11 protein-coding genes are annotated in these 15,159 nt (G+C 73.2%); 7 read left to right on the top strand and 4 right to left on the bottom strand.

All coding sequences use genetic code 11. The annotated features are described in order from the left end of the window. Positions 1–67 precede the first annotated feature (67 nt). Entirely contained in the window at positions 68–1,030 is a 963-nt protein-coding gene (locus ACZ407_RS16475) for a GlxA family transcriptional regulator (RefSeq protein ID WP_468128778.1), read from the bottom strand. Positions 1,031–1,265: 235 nt separating this feature from the next. Between ACZ407_RS16475 and ACZ407_RS16470 the strand changes: the two genes are divergently transcribed. From ACZ407_RS16470 to ACZ407_RS16455, 4 genes are all read left to right on the top strand, one after another. Continuing rightward, entirely contained in the window at positions 1,266–3,695 is a 2,430-nt protein-coding gene (locus ACZ407_RS16470) for a Tex family protein (RefSeq protein ID WP_468128777.1), read from the top strand. A 213-nt stretch (positions 3,696–3,908) separates the two neighbouring features. Continuing rightward, entirely contained in the window at positions 3,909–4,406 is a 498-nt protein-coding gene (locus ACZ407_RS16465) for a hypothetical protein (RefSeq protein WP_468128776.1), read from the top strand. Then, complete coding sequence (locus ACZ407_RS16460) at positions 4,396–5,586, top strand: MAB_1171c family putative transporter (RefSeq protein ID WP_468128775.1); 1,191 nt, start codon at positions 4,396–4,398, stop codon at positions 5,584–5,586. Before ACZ407_RS16465 ends, ACZ407_RS16460 begins: the two co-directional genes overlap by 11 nt. Positions 5,587–5,638: 52 nt before the next feature. Beyond that, positions 5,639–6,412: an SDR family NAD(P)-dependent oxidoreductase gene (locus ACZ407_RS16455; RefSeq protein ID WP_468128774.1), complete on the top strand. Its 774-nt coding sequence runs from the start codon at positions 5,639–5,641 to the stop codon at positions 6,410–6,412. A gap of 40 nt (positions 6,413–6,452) precedes the next feature. Here the strand turns inward: ACZ407_RS16455 and ACZ407_RS16450 are convergent, their stop codons facing one another. Then, complete coding sequence (locus ACZ407_RS16450) at positions 6,453–8,090, bottom strand: ABC-F family ATP-binding cassette domain-containing protein (RefSeq protein WP_468128773.1); 1,638 nt, start codon at positions 8,088–8,090, stop codon at positions 6,453–6,455. Positions 8,091–8,469: 379 nt separating this feature from the next. Between ACZ407_RS16450 and ACZ407_RS16445 the strand changes: the two genes are divergently transcribed. Then, positions 8,470–10,002: a M1 family metallopeptidase gene (locus ACZ407_RS16445; protein ID WP_468128772.1), complete on the top strand. Its 1,533-nt coding sequence runs from the start codon at positions 8,470–8,472 to the stop codon at positions 10,000–10,002. A 9-nt stretch (positions 10,003–10,011) separates the two neighbouring features. Here ACZ407_RS16445 and ACZ407_RS16440 read toward each other — a convergent pair whose 3' ends face one another. Then, a complete protein-coding gene (locus tag ACZ407_RS16440; protein WP_468128771.1) occupies positions 10,012–10,881 on the bottom strand; it encodes an oxygenase MpaB family protein in 870 nt (289 codons plus the stop codon). 145 nt (positions 10,882–11,026) lie between these two features. On the opposite strand from ACZ407_RS16440, the gene sph reads away from it, so the two are divergent. Beyond that, positions 11,027–12,019, top strand: a complete 993-nt coding sequence (gene sph, locus ACZ407_RS16435) for a sphingomyelin phosphodiesterase (RefSeq protein ID WP_468128770.1) — start codon at positions 11,027–11,029, stop codon at positions 12,017–12,019. Between the two features lie 146 nt (positions 12,020–12,165). Beyond that, positions 12,166–12,891, top strand: coding sequence for a MerR family transcriptional regulator (locus tag ACZ407_RS16430; RefSeq protein WP_468128769.1), 726 nt, complete (start codon positions 12,166–12,168; stop codon positions 12,889–12,891). A gap of 89 nt (positions 12,892–12,980) precedes the next feature. Here ACZ407_RS16430 and ACZ407_RS16425 read toward each other — a convergent pair whose 3' ends face one another. Next, positions 12,981–15,149, bottom strand: a complete 2,169-nt coding sequence (locus ACZ407_RS16425) for a 3-hydroxyacyl-CoA dehydrogenase NAD-binding domain-containing protein (protein WP_468128768.1) — start codon at positions 15,147–15,149, stop codon at positions 12,981–12,983. Between the last annotated feature and the right edge of the window lie 10 nt (positions 15,150–15,159).

The raw sequence follows: 15,159 nt of genomic DNA, 5'->3' as shown, positions 1-15,159 counted from the left end.
GTGCCTGCCGGGTGCGGCGCCGCAGGGCGCCGGGAGCCCGGCCGCCGTCCGGGGCCCGGCGGCGCCCTCAGGGGGCCGCGGGCTCGCCGAAGCGGCGCCGGTATTCCGCCGGGGGCTGGCCGAGGGTCCGCACGAAGGCCCGGCGCAGCGCCTCGGGGGTGCCGTACCCGCAGGCGCGGGAGATCTGTGAGACCCCCTCGGAGGTGTCCTCCAGGAGCCGCCGGGCGTGCTCGACGCGGGTCCGTTCCACGTACCGGCCGGGGCTGACCCCGGTCTCGGCGCGGAAGGCCCGCGCGAAGTGCCGCGGGGAGAGCCGGGCGCGCCGGGCGAGGGCCGTGACGCTCAGGTCCTCGCCCGGGTGCTCGGTGATGAACTGCTGGACGTCCCGCAGGGGTTCGCGCTGGGCGACCTGGGCCGCGAGCTGGGCGCTGAACTGTGCCTGGTTGCCGGGTCGGCGCAGGAACACCACCAGGTGGCGGGCCACTTGGAGGGCGGTCTCGCGGCCGAGGTCCTCCTCCACGAGGGCGAGGGCCAGGTCGATCCCGGCGGTGACCCCCGCCGAGGTGGCGATGTGCCCGTCGCGTACGTAGATCGGGTCGGGATCCACCTGCACGGCCGGGTACTTGTCGGCGAAGTCCTCGCAGAGCAGCCAGTGCGAGGTGGCCCGGCGGCCGTCGAGCAGTCCGGCCTCGGCCAGGAGCATGGAGCCGGTGCAGACGGACACCAGCCGTGCGGCGTCCGGCCCGTGCGTGCGCAGCCACGCGATGAGGGCCGGGTCGGGCCGCTTGGTGCCGAACCCCCCGGGGACGAGCAGGGTGTGCGGGCGGGGGGCGGCGGCGAGCGCCCCGTCGGGCACGACCGCGAGCCCGCTGCTGGTCCGTACCGGCCCGCCGTCCAGCGAGGCGGTCACGATGCGGTACCCGGCCTGCGGATCGAGGAGGGAGGCCCCGCTGAAGACCTCCACGGGTCCGGTGACGTCGAGGCTCTGGACCCCGTCGAAGAGGACCACCAACACGGTTCGCTGCGGCATGCCCCCATCGTGGTCGGCACCGGTCGACGGCCGCAATGACGGTGTTCCCACCTTTCCTGCCACGGCAGTCGGGCAGTCGCCCGCCCCGGCAGCCCAGCGGCCGGATCCCGTCCGCCGGCAGGGCCCGACGGGAACCGGCCGGCGGCCCCGCCCGCCCGGCAAGGCCTGGCCCGCCACCCGGCCGCTGCCTGCCACAATGGCAAGCCTTGAGGCTCAAACGGAGGCGGGACCGATCGTGACGACGTCCATCGAAGGCAGGATCGCCGAGGAGCTCGGCGTACGGGAGCGGCAGGTCAAGGCGGCTGTCGAGCTGCTCGACGGCGGCTCGACCGTGCCCTTCATCGCGCGCTACCGCAAGGAAGCGACCGAGATGCTCGACGATGCGCAGCTGCGCACGCTGGAGGAGCGGCTGCGCTACCTGCGGGAGCTGGAGGACCGGCGGGCGGCGGTCCTGGAGTCGGTACGCGAGCAGGGCAAGCTGGACGAGGCCCTGGAGGCGCGGATCCTGGCGGCCGACACGAAGGCCCGGCTGGAGGACATCTACCTGCCCTTCAAGCCCAAGCGGCGCACCAAGGCGCAGATCGCCCGCGAGGCGGGGCTCCTGCCGCTGGCGGAGGCGCTGCTCGCGGACCCGTCGGCGGACCCGGCGGCCGCGGCGGCCGCGTACGTGTCCGCGGACCGGGGGGTGGCCGATGCGGCCGCGGCCCTGGAGGGCGCGCGGGCCATCCTGACGGAGCGGTTCGCGGAGGACGCGGACCTGATCGGCGAGCTGCGCGAGCGGATGTGGAGCCGGGGCCGGCTGGCCGCGAAGGTCCGCGAGGGCAAGGAGGAGGCGGGGGCCAAGTTCGCCGACTACTTCGACTTCGCCGAGCCGTTCACGGCGCTGCCCTCGCACCGGGTGCTGGCCATGCTCCGCGGGGAGAAGGAGGAGGTCCTCGACCTGACCCTCCAGCCGGAGGAGCCCGAGGAGGCGGCCGCCCCGGGCCCGTCCTCGTACGAGGGCCTGGTGGCGCGCCGGTTCGGGATCGCCGACCGGGGCCGCCCCGGGGACAAGTGGCTCGCGGACACGGTCCGCTGGGCCTGGCGCACGAAGATCCTCGTGCACCTCGGGATCGACCTGCGGATGCGGCTGCGGCAGGCGGCCGAGGACGAGGCGGTGCGGGTGTTCGCGGCCAATCTGCGCGACCTGCTGCTGGCGGCGCCGGCCGGGACCCGGGCGACGCTCGGACTGGACCCCGGCTTCCGCACGGGGGTGAAGGTGGCCGTGGTGGACGCCACCGGCAAGGTCGTGGCCACGGACGTGATCCACCCGCACGTGCCGGCCAACCGCTGGGACGAGGCGCTGGCGAAGCTGGCCCGGCTGGCGAAGGAGCACGCGGTCGAGCTGATCGCGATCGGCAACGGCACCGCCTCCCGGGAGACGGACAAGCTGGCCGGTGAACTGTGCGCGAAGCACCCCGAGTTGAACCTGACGAAGGTGATGGTCTCGGAGGCCGGCGCCTCGGTGTACTCGGCCTCGGCCTTCGCCTCGCAGGAACTCCCGGACATGGACGTCTCGTTGCGCGGTGCGGTCTCGATCGCGCGGCGGCTCCAGGACCCGCTGGCCGAGCTGGTGAAGATCGACCCCAAGTCCATCGGGGTGGGGCAGTACCAGCACGACCTGTCCGAGGTGAAGCTGTCCCGTTCGCTGGACGCGGTGGTCGAGGACTGCGTGAACGGCGTCGGGGTGGACGTCAACACCGCCTCGGCACCGCTGCTTTCCCGGGTGTCGGGGATCAGCGGCGGGCTGGCGGAGAACATCGTGGCGCACCGCGACGCCAACGGCCCGTTCCGCAGCCGCCGGGCGCTCAAGGACGTGGCCCGGCTCGGCCCGAAGGCGTACGAGCAGTGCGCGGGCTTCCTGCGGATCCGCGGCGGGGACGACCCGCTGGACGGCTCCAGCGTGCACCCGGAGGCGTATCCGGTGGTGCGGGCGATGGGGAAGTCGGCGGGCGGGGACGTCGCGGCGCTGATCGGCAACACGGCGGTGCTGCGGTCGCTGCGCCCGGAGAGCTTCGTCACCGAAACGTTCGGTCTGCCGACGGTCACGGACATCCTGCGGGAGCTGGAGAAGCCGGGCCGGGACCCGCGGCCCGCCTTCAGGACGGCCAGCTTCAAGGAGGGCGTCGAGAAGATCGGCGACTTGGAGCGGGGCATGGTCCTGGAGGGCGTGGTCACGAACGTGGCCGCCTTCGGCGCCTTCGTGGACGTCGGCGTGCACCAGGACGGGCTGGTGCACGTCTCGGCCATGTCGAAGACGTTCGTGAAGGACCCGCGCGACGTGGTCAAGCCCGGTGACATCGTCCGCGTCAAGGTGATGGACGTGGACATCCCGCGCAAGCGGATCTCGCTGAGCCTGCGGCTCGACGACGAGACCCCGGCGGGCGAGGGCGCGGGCGGCCGGGACGGCGCCCGGGGCGGCGGCGCGCCGGGCGGCGGCGAGGGCGGGGACCGCCGGCAGCGCCAGGACCGGCGGGGCGGTCGGCCCCAGCAGCAGCGCGGCGGCCCGGGGGGCGGCGCGGGCCGCGGCCGCCGGGAGGGGACCCCGCCGCCGGCGAACAGCGCGATGGCCGACGCCCTGCGCCGGGCCGGCCTGGCCGATCCCCAGGAGCGCCGCCGCGGCTGATGGCCGGATCGGCACCACCCGTCCCGGGTCTTCTTGCACGCCGCGGACAAGATCGGTAGGGATGAAGGAAGCCGTCCGCACCACGGCGGTCGGCTTCCCCCCACCCCCTGCGGACCGAACTCCACAGAGGCCGTCTCGAAGGCTCAGGACTCCATGACCGTTTCCGCACCTGCCTACCGACGCTGCCCGAGGACGGGACCTAAGAGGGAACACATGCCATACGGGCGCCACCACCTGCGCAAACGCTGCGAGTCGATCATCAGCCGACTCGATCTGTCCCACCCCTTCTCGCTCGAAGGGCTGTGCGCGCGCATCGCCGAGCAGCGGGGCCGCCCGATACGGCTGCACCCGTTACCCAGAGAGGCCGCCGAATCCGGGGTCTGCGGGCTGTGGGTGGGAACCGCGACCGTGGACTACGTGTTCTTCGAGGCGCAGACCTCGCGGCTGCACCGGGAGCACATCGTCCTGCACGAGCTGGGACACATCCTGTTCGGCCACAACTCCCTGACCGGGGAGGAGCCCGCCGGACCCGGGGAGGCCCATCCGGTCATTCTGGGCCGGACCAACTACACGACCCGCCAGGAGCGCGAGGCCGAGCTGCTCGCCAGCCTGATACGGACCAAGGCCGGGCTGCTGCCGGGGCGGGAGCCTCAGGGGGCCCTGGAGAAGCTGGGCTCGGCGCTCGGAGTGAGGACGACCGATGTCGGCTGACCTGGTGGCGTTCGGCGAGTGGCTGGCCGTCCCGAGCGTGGTCCTCCTGTGGGCCGCGGTGCTGCTGCGGGCGCCTTCCGCGGTCCGCTCCCCCGACCAGCGCGGTCTGCTGCTGGCGGTGGCCACCGCGGCCGCGGCGATGACCCTGAACCTGCCCGACGTGGTCGAGGCCGCCCAGCGCAACCCCGGCACCGCGCACCTGGTGGGCCTGGTGCGGAACCTGATCGGGGTGCTGTCGGCGGGGGTGGTGCTCTACTTCGTCTCGTCCACCACCCGCGGGCGCCGGCTCCAACTGGCCTCGATGGGCGGCACGGTGGCCCTGCTGGGCGCCATGCTGGTGCTGGACGCCGCGGCCCCCGCGCACACGCTGCACGGGATGCCCCCGGGCCGCGACCCGGTGCCCTCGCTGCCGTACTGGCTGACGCTCATGTCCGCGCACCTGCTGGCGAACACGGTCTGCGTGTTCGTGTGCTGGCGCTACAGCCGGCGGGCCGGCAGCCGCGGACTGGCCGCCGGGCTGCGGCTGTTCGGGCTGGGCACTGCGCTGGCCGGGCTGTTCTGGTTCGCGTACCTGCTCAAGGCGCTGTTCTCGGTGGTGTGGCCGCTGCCGTACCTGCCGCTGCTGATGAACCTGCACGGGGTGCTGCGGGCCGCGGCCATCCTGGTGCCCACCCTGTTCACGCTGCGGCGGACCGTCGCGGACAGTGCGGCCGCGTGGCGGCTGTGGCCGCTGTGGCGGGACCTGGTGGCCGCCGTGCCGCACGTGGCCCTGCACAAGCCGCGGGCCGGCCGGCTGGTCGAGCTGCTGTGGCCGCCGGTCCCCCGCGACCTGCTGGTGTACCGCAAGGTCATCGAGACCCGGGACGCGATCCTCGTGCTGCACGAGTACGTGGCTCCCGGGGTGCCCGAGCAGGCGCGCGGGCACGTGGCCGCGGCGGGGGTGCCGGAGCAGCAGGCGGAGGCCGCGGTGCTGGCCTGCGTCGTGCGGGAGGCGCGGCGGGCGAAGGACGCGGGGCGGGCCCCGGAGCCGGGCGCGTACAGCGCCGCCACCCGGGACGGGAGCGGGCTCGCGGACGAGCGCCGGTTCCTGGTGGCCGTGGCGGAGGCCTACGGATCGGCCACGGCCGGGTCCTTCCGGCCCGGGGCCGGGGCCGCGTCCGCCGCCGGGCCGGCGCTCTGACCGCCCGCCGCCCTCTGATCAGCAGAAACGATCCATCGGAAGTGGAAGACCTGTGACCACTGTGCTCATCACCGGCGCGAGCGCCGGTCTCGGTGCCGCCTTCGCCCGCGGTTTCGCGGCGAAGGGCTGCGACCTGGTGCTCGTCGCCCGGGACAAGGACCGCCTGGAGCGGGCCGCCGCCGCGCTGTCGGCCTCGTACGGGGTGTCCTGCGAGGTGCTGGCGGCGGACCTGCTGGATCCGGCGCAGTGCCGGTCGGTCGCGGAGCGGCTGTCCGATCCGGCCCGGCCGGTGGACATGCTGGTGAACAACGCGGGCTTCGGGCTGCCCGCTCCCTTCCCGTACAGCCCGGTCGAGGACGAGGAGCGGATGCTGGAGCTGCTCGTGCGGGTGCCGATGCGGCTGACGCACGCGGCGGTGCCCGGCATGCGGGAGCGGCGGCGCGGCGCGGTGCTGAACGTGTCCTCGGTGGCGGGACTGCTGCCCACCGGCACGTACGGGGCGGCGAAGGCCTGGGTGACGGCCTTCAGCGAGTCCCTGCGGGTGGACCTGGCGCCGTACGGGGTGCGGGTGCTGGCGGTGGTTCCCGGCTTCACGAGGACCGAGTTCCAGGAGCGGGCCGGGATGGACGTGAGCGCCCTGAAGGAGTCGGTCTGGCTGGACGCGGACGCGGTGGTGGCCAGGGCGCTGAAGGACCTGGCCCTGCGGCGGCCGCTGAGCGTGACCGGCTGGCGCTACCGGGTGTACGCCCAGGCGGTGCGGCACCTGCCGCGCCACCTGGTCGCCACGCGCATGGCCCGCACCCGGCGGCCCCCGGCGGGGGTCTGAGCGGAGGCCCGGCGCCCGCCGGGTGCCGGGCCGGCCGCCGTCAGTCCTCCGTGACCTTGCCGGCCTCGACGCGCAGCCGCCGGGTGGTGCGGACCGCGTCCAGCATCCGGCGGTCGTGCGTGACCAGCAGCAGGGTGCCCTCGTAGGCCTCCAGGGCCGATTCGAGCTGCTCGATGGCCGGCAGGTCGAGGTGGTTGGTCGGCTCGTCGAGGACGAGCAGGTTGACCCCGCGGCCCTGGAGCAGGGCGAGGGCGGCGCGGGTGCGCTCGCCCGGGGAGAGGGTGGCGGCCGGGCGCAGCACGTGCGCGGCCTTGAGGCCGAACTTGGCGAGCAGGGTCCGCACGTCGGCCGGCTCGGTGTCGGGTACGGCGGCGCAGAAGGCGTCGAGCAGGGATTCCTCGCCGAGGAACAGGCCGCGGGCCTGGTCCACCTCTCCGACGAGCACCCCGGAGCCGAGGGCGGCGTCGCCGGAGTCCAGGGGCAGCCGGCCGAGGAGGGCGGCGAGCAGGGTGGACTTCCCGGCCCCGTTCGCGCCGGTGATCGCGACCCGGTCGGCCCAGTCGATCTGGAGGGAGGCGGGGCCGAAGGCGAAGTCCCCGCGGCGGACCTCGGCCTCGCGCAGGGTGGCCACGACGGAGCCGGAGCGGGGGGCCGCGGCGATCTCCATCCGCAGCTCCCATTCCTTGCGGGGCTCCTCGACCACTTCGAGGCGTTCGATCGCGCGCTGGGTCTGGCGGGCCTTGGCGGCCTGCTTCTCGCTGGCCTCGCCGCGCAGCTTGCGGCCGATCTTGTCGTTGTCGGTGGCCTTGCGGCGGGCGTTGCGGACGCCCTTGTCCATCCAGTTGCGCTGCATGAGGGCGCGGCCCTCCAGGGCGGACCGCTTGTCGGCGTACTCCTCGTACTCCTCGCGCGCGTGCCGGCGGGCGGTGGCCCGCTCCTCCAGGTAGGCCTCGTAGCCGCCGCCGTACAGGTTGATCTGCTGCTGGGCGAGATCGAGTTCGAGGACCTTGGTGACGGTGCGGGCGAGGAACTCGCGGTCGTGGCTGATCACGACGGTGCCGGCGCGCAGGCCCGTGACGAACTCCTCCAGGCGCTCCAGCCCGTCGAGGTCGAGGTCGTTGGTGGGCTCGTCGAGCAGGAAGACGTCGTAGCGGGAGAGCAGCAGGGAGGCGAGGCCCGCGCGGGCGGCCTGGCCGCCGGAGAGGGCGGTCATGGGGAGGTCGAGGCTGACGGCCAGGCCCAGGGAGCCGGCGGTCTCCTCGGCGCGCTCGTCGAGGTCGGCCCCGCCGAGGTTCAGCCACCGGTCGAGGGCGGCGGCGTACGCGTCGTCGGCCCCGGGGGTGCCGTCGACGAGCCCCTGGGTGGCCTCGTCGAGCGCGGCCTGCGCGGCGGCCACGCCGGTGCGGCGGGCCAGGAAGGCGCGTACGGACTCGCCGGGGCGGCGGTCGGGCTCCTGGGGCAGGTGGCCGACGGTGGCGGTGGGCGGGGAGAGCCGCAGCTGCCCGTCCTCCGGGGTGTCGAGCCCGGCGAGGAGGCGCAGGAGCGTGGACTTCCCGGCTCCGTTGACGCCGACGAGGCCGATGACGTCGCCGGGGGCGACCACGAGGTCGAGACCGGCGAACAGGGTGCGCTCGCCGTGGCCGGCGGCGAGCTCCTTGGCGACGAGGGTTGCAGTCATGAGGACACCGATCCTACGGCCTGGGGTGTGGCGCCGGAGCAGCGCCGGCCGGGCTCCGGCCGGGCGGGGCCCTGCGGCACGACCGCCGGTGCGGGCATATGCCGGGTCGGGTTCCGGACACCCTTGGCACCCGGCCGGCCCCACCGGGGCCCGGCCAACCGGATGAAGGGGGCAGACCGCCCGGCCCGGCGGCGGGCGGGGGCGATCACGCGGCGGCAAAGTGCGCAGGCCGCGCGCGGCGGGCCGGCCCGGGCGGCGGCGGGTGGCTCCTTTGCACCCACATGGCGATCGTGTGACAGGTGGGGCCATGGACATGACTGGAGCGGGCGCGCGTGAATACGGTCGGACGTATCAACGGCCCCTCATCCTTGGAGCTTTCGTGCACCGCAAAGTCATCGCCCCGAGCGTTCTCGCCGCCTCCCTCCTGCTGGCGATCCCGGCATCCGCGGCCAGCTTCGCTCCCGGCGCCCCGGGCATCGGAGACACCTACTACCCGGCGAGCGGAAACGGCGGATACGACGTCTCGCATTACGATCTGAGGCTGAAGTACCAGCCTGCGACGGACCTCCTGGAGGGCACGGCCACCCTGCTGGCCACCGCGAAGCAGGACCTGTCCCGGTTCAACCTGGACTTCGGCCTGAAGGTGAGCGAGATCCGGGTCAACGGGATCAAGGCGAAGTTCGCCACCTCCGGCGCCCAGGAGCTGGAGGTGACCCCGGCGGTGCCGCTGCCCAAGGGCAAGGCGATCACGGTGGTCGTCAAGTACGCGGGCAAGCCTTCGGAGTTCAAGGTGGACGGCTGGACCGCCTGGCACCGCACCCCGGACGGCGGGGTCGCCGCCCAGGAGCCGGACTCGGCGATCTGGTGGTTCCCCAGCAACGACCACCCGCTGGACAAGGCCACGTTCGACGTCTCGGTGAACGTGCCGGACGGCACCCAGGCCATCAGCAACGGCGTTCTCCAGTCCACGAGTTCGCGACTCGGCTGGACCCGCTACAACTGGCGCTCGAACAAGCCGCAGGCCACGTACCTGGCCACCCTCGCGGTCGGCAAGTTCGAGATCACCACCGACACCACGGCGAACGGCCTGCCGATCCTCAACGCGTACAGCAAGGACCTGGGCGACAACGCGGGCGCCGCGCGGGCCAGCCTGGAGCGGACCGGCGAGGTGGCCGACTGGCTCTCGGAGGTCTTCGGGCCGTACCCCTTCAACGCGCTCGGCGGCTACGTGCCGAACGTGACCAGCGGCTACGCGCTGGAGACCCAGACCCGGCCGTTCTACAGCCCGCGGCAGTTCGCCAACGGCGCGAACGTGCAGGTGGTCGTGCACGAGCTGGCGCACCAGTGGTACGGCGACAGCGTCTCGGTGGACAACTGGAAGGACATCTGGATCAACGAGGGCTTCGCCCGCTACAGCCAGTGGCTGTGGTCGGAGAAGGAGGGCGAGGGCACCGCGCAGGAGCTCGCCGACTGGGCGTACGCCTCCCGTCCGGCCGAGGACCCGTTCTGGCAGGTCAAGCCGGGTGACCCGGGGGCCGAGAACCAGTTCCACGGGGCCGTCTACGACCGCGGGGCGATCGCCCTCCAGGCGCTGCGCAACGAGATCGGGGACGAGAAGTTCTTCGCCGTGCTCAAGGGCTGGCCGACGGAGCGGGCGTACGGCAACGCGAAGGTGGGCGACTTCGTCCGCTACGCCGAGCGGATCTCGGGCAAGCCGCTGGGCGCCCTGTTCGACACCTGGCTGTACACGCCGGGCAAGCCGGCCGTGGGCCCGGTCGTGAAGCCCAACGTGCGCAAGGGCTCGGCGGCCACCCCGTGGTCGGTCGCGGTGCCCTCGAAGAAGCCGGCCAAGGGGGCCGAGCCGAAGTCGTGGAAGAAGATCGCCGCGACGAACACGGTCCACGAGCACTGAGGCCGCTCGTCAACGGGCCCGGGTGGCGGCCCGGGCGGCTCGGGCCGCCCGGGCCACCGGCAGGTACCGCAGCCGCTCCGGCAGCACCGGCACGAGCAGCCGGACGGCGGTGCTGAACCGGCGCAGGCGCCGCTCCTGGGCCGCGCTCCACGAGAGCCCGAGCGCGGCGCGGGCCTCCGGCGGCAGGTAGCCGGTGGTGACGAAGGCCCGCAGGTGGAGGAAGAGGGGCCGGAGCACGGGCCAGGAGGCCTTCAGCAGCAGCCGGAGGGGGAGCGGGCCGGGCCGGGGGCAGGGCAGCGGCACGTCGGTGGCGAGCAGCTCGCGGGCCACCTTGGTCGGCTCGATCTCCTCCGCCAGCATCCGGTGCCAGTAGGGCCAGTACTCCTCGACGGTCTGCGGCATGTCCCGGTCGCGGATGCCGAGGACCCGGCCCACCTGGAGCCACTCCCGGTACAACTGCCGCTGCTGGTCGGGGGTGAAGGGCCGGAAGAGGTAGCGCCCGGCGTAGAGGTAGAGGGGGAAGCCGGTCGCGTGCACCCAGGAGTAGCAGGCCGGGTCGAGGGAGTGGTAGCGGCGGCCGCGGGTGTCGACGCCCTGGATCTCCTTGTGGAGCCGGCGCACCCGGCGGCCCTCCTCGGCGGCCCGGTCCCCTCCGTACACCCACAGCTGCACCGAGGTCAGGGAGCGCTCGCCGCGCCCCCAGGGGTCGGTGCGGAAGACGGAGTACGCGTCCACCCCCGCGCCGATCGCCGGGTGCGCCACCTGGAGGGTGAAGGCGGCGGGCAGCATCAGCAGGGTGCGGACGTCGCCGGCGATGGTCCAGAGCACTCCGCCGGGCGGCGGGGGCACGGGTCCGGGCCTCGGCTCTGCTGCTCCCACCTGGCGCTCCCGTGATCGTTCCGGCCGGTCCCTTCCAGTATGGCCACGGCCCGTCAAGATTCCCGGTGCACGGGTGTTACCCAGAGGTAACTGGGGCTGCTTTGATGGCGCGGTCGATCTTCCCCACAGGACTGCTGGAGATCCCATGCCGCTCGCAGTGAACCGCCGTTCCAGGGCTGCCGCCGCCGTCGCGGCCGTGGCCGCCGCCGCGCTGGCCGCCACCGCCGCACCCGCCTCCGCGGCCCCCGCCGCCGAGGAGGCCGCGACCCCGCGGCTCAGCGTGCTGACGTACAACGTCTTCCTGATGAGCAAGAACCTGTACCCGAACTGGGGCCAGGACCACCGCGCCCGCGAGATACCGAAGACCTCCTTCTTCCAGGGGCGCGACGTGGTCGTGCTCCAGGAGGCCTTCGACAACTCCGCGAGCGACGCCCTCAAGGCGAACGCGGCCGCCCGGTACCCGTACCAGACCCCGGTCGTGGGGCGCAGCAAGGACGGCTGGGACGCCACCGGCGGGGCCTACTCCTCGACCACCCCGGAGGACGGCGGGGTCGCGATCCTCAGCAAGTGGCCGATCGTGCGCAAGGAGCAGTACGTCTACAAGGACGCCTGCGGGGCGGACTGGTGGTCCAACAAGGGCTTCGCGTACGTGGTGCTGGACGTCAACGGCACGAAGGTGCACGTGGTCGGCACGCACGCGCAGTCCACCGACCCGGGCTGCTCGGCCGGCGAGGCGGCGCAGATGCGCAGCCGCCAGTTCAGGAACATCGACGCCTTCCTCGACGCGAAGAACATCCCGGCGGGCGAGCAGGTCATGGTGGCGGGCGACATGAACGTGGACTCCCGCACCCCGGAGTACGCCTCGATGCTCGCGGACGCGGGCCTGGCGGGCGCGGACACCCGCACCGGGCACCCGTACTCCTTCGACACCCGCGACAACTCGATCGCCAACTACCGCTACCCGAGCGACCCGCGCGAGGACCTGGACTACGTGCTGCACCGCGCCGGCCACGTCCGTCCCGCCGGCTGGGACAACAACGTGGTCAAGGAGCAGAGCGCCCCCTGGACCGTCTCCAGCTGGGGCACCTCGTACACGTATGCGAACCTGAGCGACCACTACCCGGTCATCGGCTCCTGACCTCACCCCGCCCGCCGGACCGGTCGCAGCGCCCCCTCGGGGGCTGCGACCGGTCGGCACGGGCAGGTCCCTGCCGTTTCACATCGTTGGTGCGACAGCAATACTGTTGAACCCGAAGCGGAGGATCAGAGAGCGAGGCACAGCCGATGACCAGCCAGGCGCAGGAGCCCGCACTCACCGTGGACGAGCTGGCCGCCCGGGCCGGGGTCACCGTCCGCACCGTACGGTTCTACAGCACGCGCGGCCTGCTGCCCCCTCCCGTGATCGGTCCGAGGCGGGTGGGGCACTACGGGCCCGAGCACCTGTCGCGGCTGGCGCTGATCGAGGAGTTGCAGGTCCAGGGCATGACCCTGTCCGCGATCGAGCGCTACCTGGACGCGCTGCCGGACGATCTGAGCGCGCACGACCTGGCCATCCACCGGGCGCTGGTGGCCAGTTGGGTGCCGGACGCGGCGGAGCAGGTGTCCCGGGAGGAGCTGGAGAAGCGGGCCGGGCGGCCGCTGCCGGACACGGACCTGCGCCGCCTCGCGGCCATGAACGTGATCGCGGAGAGCCCGGAGGGGTACCGGGTGGACCCGGCGCTGCTGCGCCTGGGGGTGGCCCTGCTGGACGTCCCGATCGCCCACGAGACGATCCTCGCGGCCCGCCGGGTGCTGCTGGAGCACGCGCGGGCCACGGCGCACGAGCTGACCCGGCTGTTCCGCGACGAGGTGTGGGGGCCGTTCACCGAGGGCGAGGACGACCCGGAGCGGGTGGAGTCCATGAAGGCCCTGTCGGCGCACATGCAGCCGATGGTGGTGCAGGCGCTGGTCACCGCCTTCCAGCGGTCGCTGAAGGAGGAGCTGCGGGCGGCGTTCACCGCCCCGGAGTAGCACGTACGGGAAGGACCGCCGGGGCGCGAGCGCGCCCCGGCGGTCCTGTCCGTTCCGCAGCGTCCGTGCGGTCGGTGCGGTCGGTGCGGTCAGTCGCGGAAGGTCTCCCCGCGCTCGGCCTTCTCGATCAGCAGGGCGGGCGGGGTGAAGCGCTCGCCGTACGCGGCGGCCAGTTCGCGGGCCCGGGCCACGAAGCCGGCCAGCCCGCCCTCGTAGCCGTTCATGTACTGCATCACCCCGCCGGTCCAGGCCGGGAAGCCGATGCCCATGATGGAGCCGATGTTGGCGTCGGCCACCGAGGTGAGCACGCCCTCCTCGAAGCAGCGGACGGTGTCCAGCGCCTCGGCGAAGAGCATCCGCTCCTTCATGTCCTCGAACGGGATCCCCGCGTCCGGCTTGGCGAAGTGCTCGCGCAGTCCGGGCCACAGGCGGACCCGCTTGCCGTCGGCGTACTCGTAGAAGCCGGCACCGCCGCTGCGGCCGGGGCGCTCGAACTCGTCGACCATGCGGTCGATCACGGCGTCCGCCGGGTGCTCGGCCCAGCTGCCGCCCGCGGCCTCGACGGCCTTGCGGGTCTCGTTGCGGATCTTGCGCGGCAGGGTCAGCGTGAGCTCGTCCATCAGGGAGAGGACCTTGGCCGGGTAGCCGGCCTGGGCGGCCGCCTGCTCGATGGAGGCGGGCTCGATGCCCTCGCCGACCATCGCGACTCCCTCGTTGATGAACTGGCCGATGACCCGCGAGGTGAAGAAGCCGCGGGAGTCGTTGACCACGATCGGGGTCTTGTTGATCTGGCGGACCAGGTCGAAGGCTCGGGCCAGCGCCTCGTCCCCGGTCCGCTCACCCTTGATGATCTCGACCAGCGGCATCTTGTCCACGGGCGAGAAGAAGTGCAGGCCGATGAAGTCGGCCGGCCGCTTGACGCCCTCCGCGAGCCCGGTGATCGGCAGGGTGGAGGTGTTGGAGCACAGCAGCGCGTCCGGGGCGACCACGTCCTGGATCTCCTGGAAGACCCGGTGCTTGAGGCCGGTGTCCTCGAAGACGGCCTCGATGACGGCGTCGCAGCCCGCGAGGTCGGCGGCGTCCGCGGTCGGGGTGATCCGGGCGAGCAGCTCGGCCCGCTTGCCCTCGGTGGTGCGGCCGCGGGAGAGGGCCTTGTCGAGGAGCTTCTCGGAGTACGCCTTGCCCTTCGCGGCGGCCTCGGCGCTGACGTCCTTGAGGACGACCTCGATGCCGGCGCGGGCACAGGAGTAGGCGATCCCGGCGCCCATCATCCCGGCGCCCAGCACGGCCACCTTGCGGACCGCGCGCGGCTCGACGCCCTTCGGGCGGCTGGCACCGGAGTTGACGGCCTGCAGGTCGAAGAAGAACGCCTGGATCATGTTCTTGGCGGTCTGCCCGGTGACCAGCTCGGTGAAGTAGCGTGCCTCGATCACGAGGGCGGTGTCGAAGTCCACCTGGGTGCCCTCGACCGCGCAGGCGAGGATGTTGCGCGGGGCCGGGTAGGGGGCGCCGGCGAGCTGCTTCTTCAGGTTGGCGGGGAAGGCGGGCAGGTTCGCGGCGAACCGCGGGTTGGACGGGGTCCCGCCGGGGATCTTGTAGCCGGGCACGTCCCACGGCTGGTGCGACTCGGGGTGCGCGTCGATGAAGGCGCGGGCCTTGGCGAGCATCTCCTCGGGGGTGGCGGCCAGTTCGTGGACCAGGCCGTTGTCGAGGGCGCGCTGCGGGCTGTACTGGGTGCCCTGGAGGAGGACCTTGAGCAGGGCGTCGGCGATGCCCATGAGCCGTACGGTACGGGTGACCCCGCCGCCGGCCGGGAGCAGGCCGAGGGTGACCTCGGGCAGGCCGATCTTGGAGCCGGGGGCGTCCAGGGCGATGCGGTGGTGGCAGGCGAGGGCGATCTCGTAACCGCCGCCGAGGGCCGCGCCGTTGACGGCGGCGACCACGGGCTTGCCGAGGGTCTCGATGCGGCGCAGGGCGGCCTTGATGGCGGTGCCGGTCTCGAAGGCGACCTGGGCGTCCTCCGGCCGGAGCCGGATCATCTCCTTGAGGTCACCGCCCGCGAAGAAGGTCTTCTTCGCCGAGGTGACGATGATGCCCCGGATGGAGTCCTTCTCGGCCTCGGCCCGGTCGGCGATCGCGGCGATGGACGCCTTGAAGGCCTGGTTCATCGTGTTCGCGGACTGGTTGGGGTCGTCGAGGACGAGGGTGACGACGCCGGTCTCGTCCTGTTCCCAGCGGATCGTGGTGGACTCGCTCATGTTCGCTACT

It is taken from the genome of Streptomyces sp. NPDC030809 (assembly GCF_055572195.1).
This window is presented reverse-complemented; position numbering and strand designations above follow the sequence as displayed.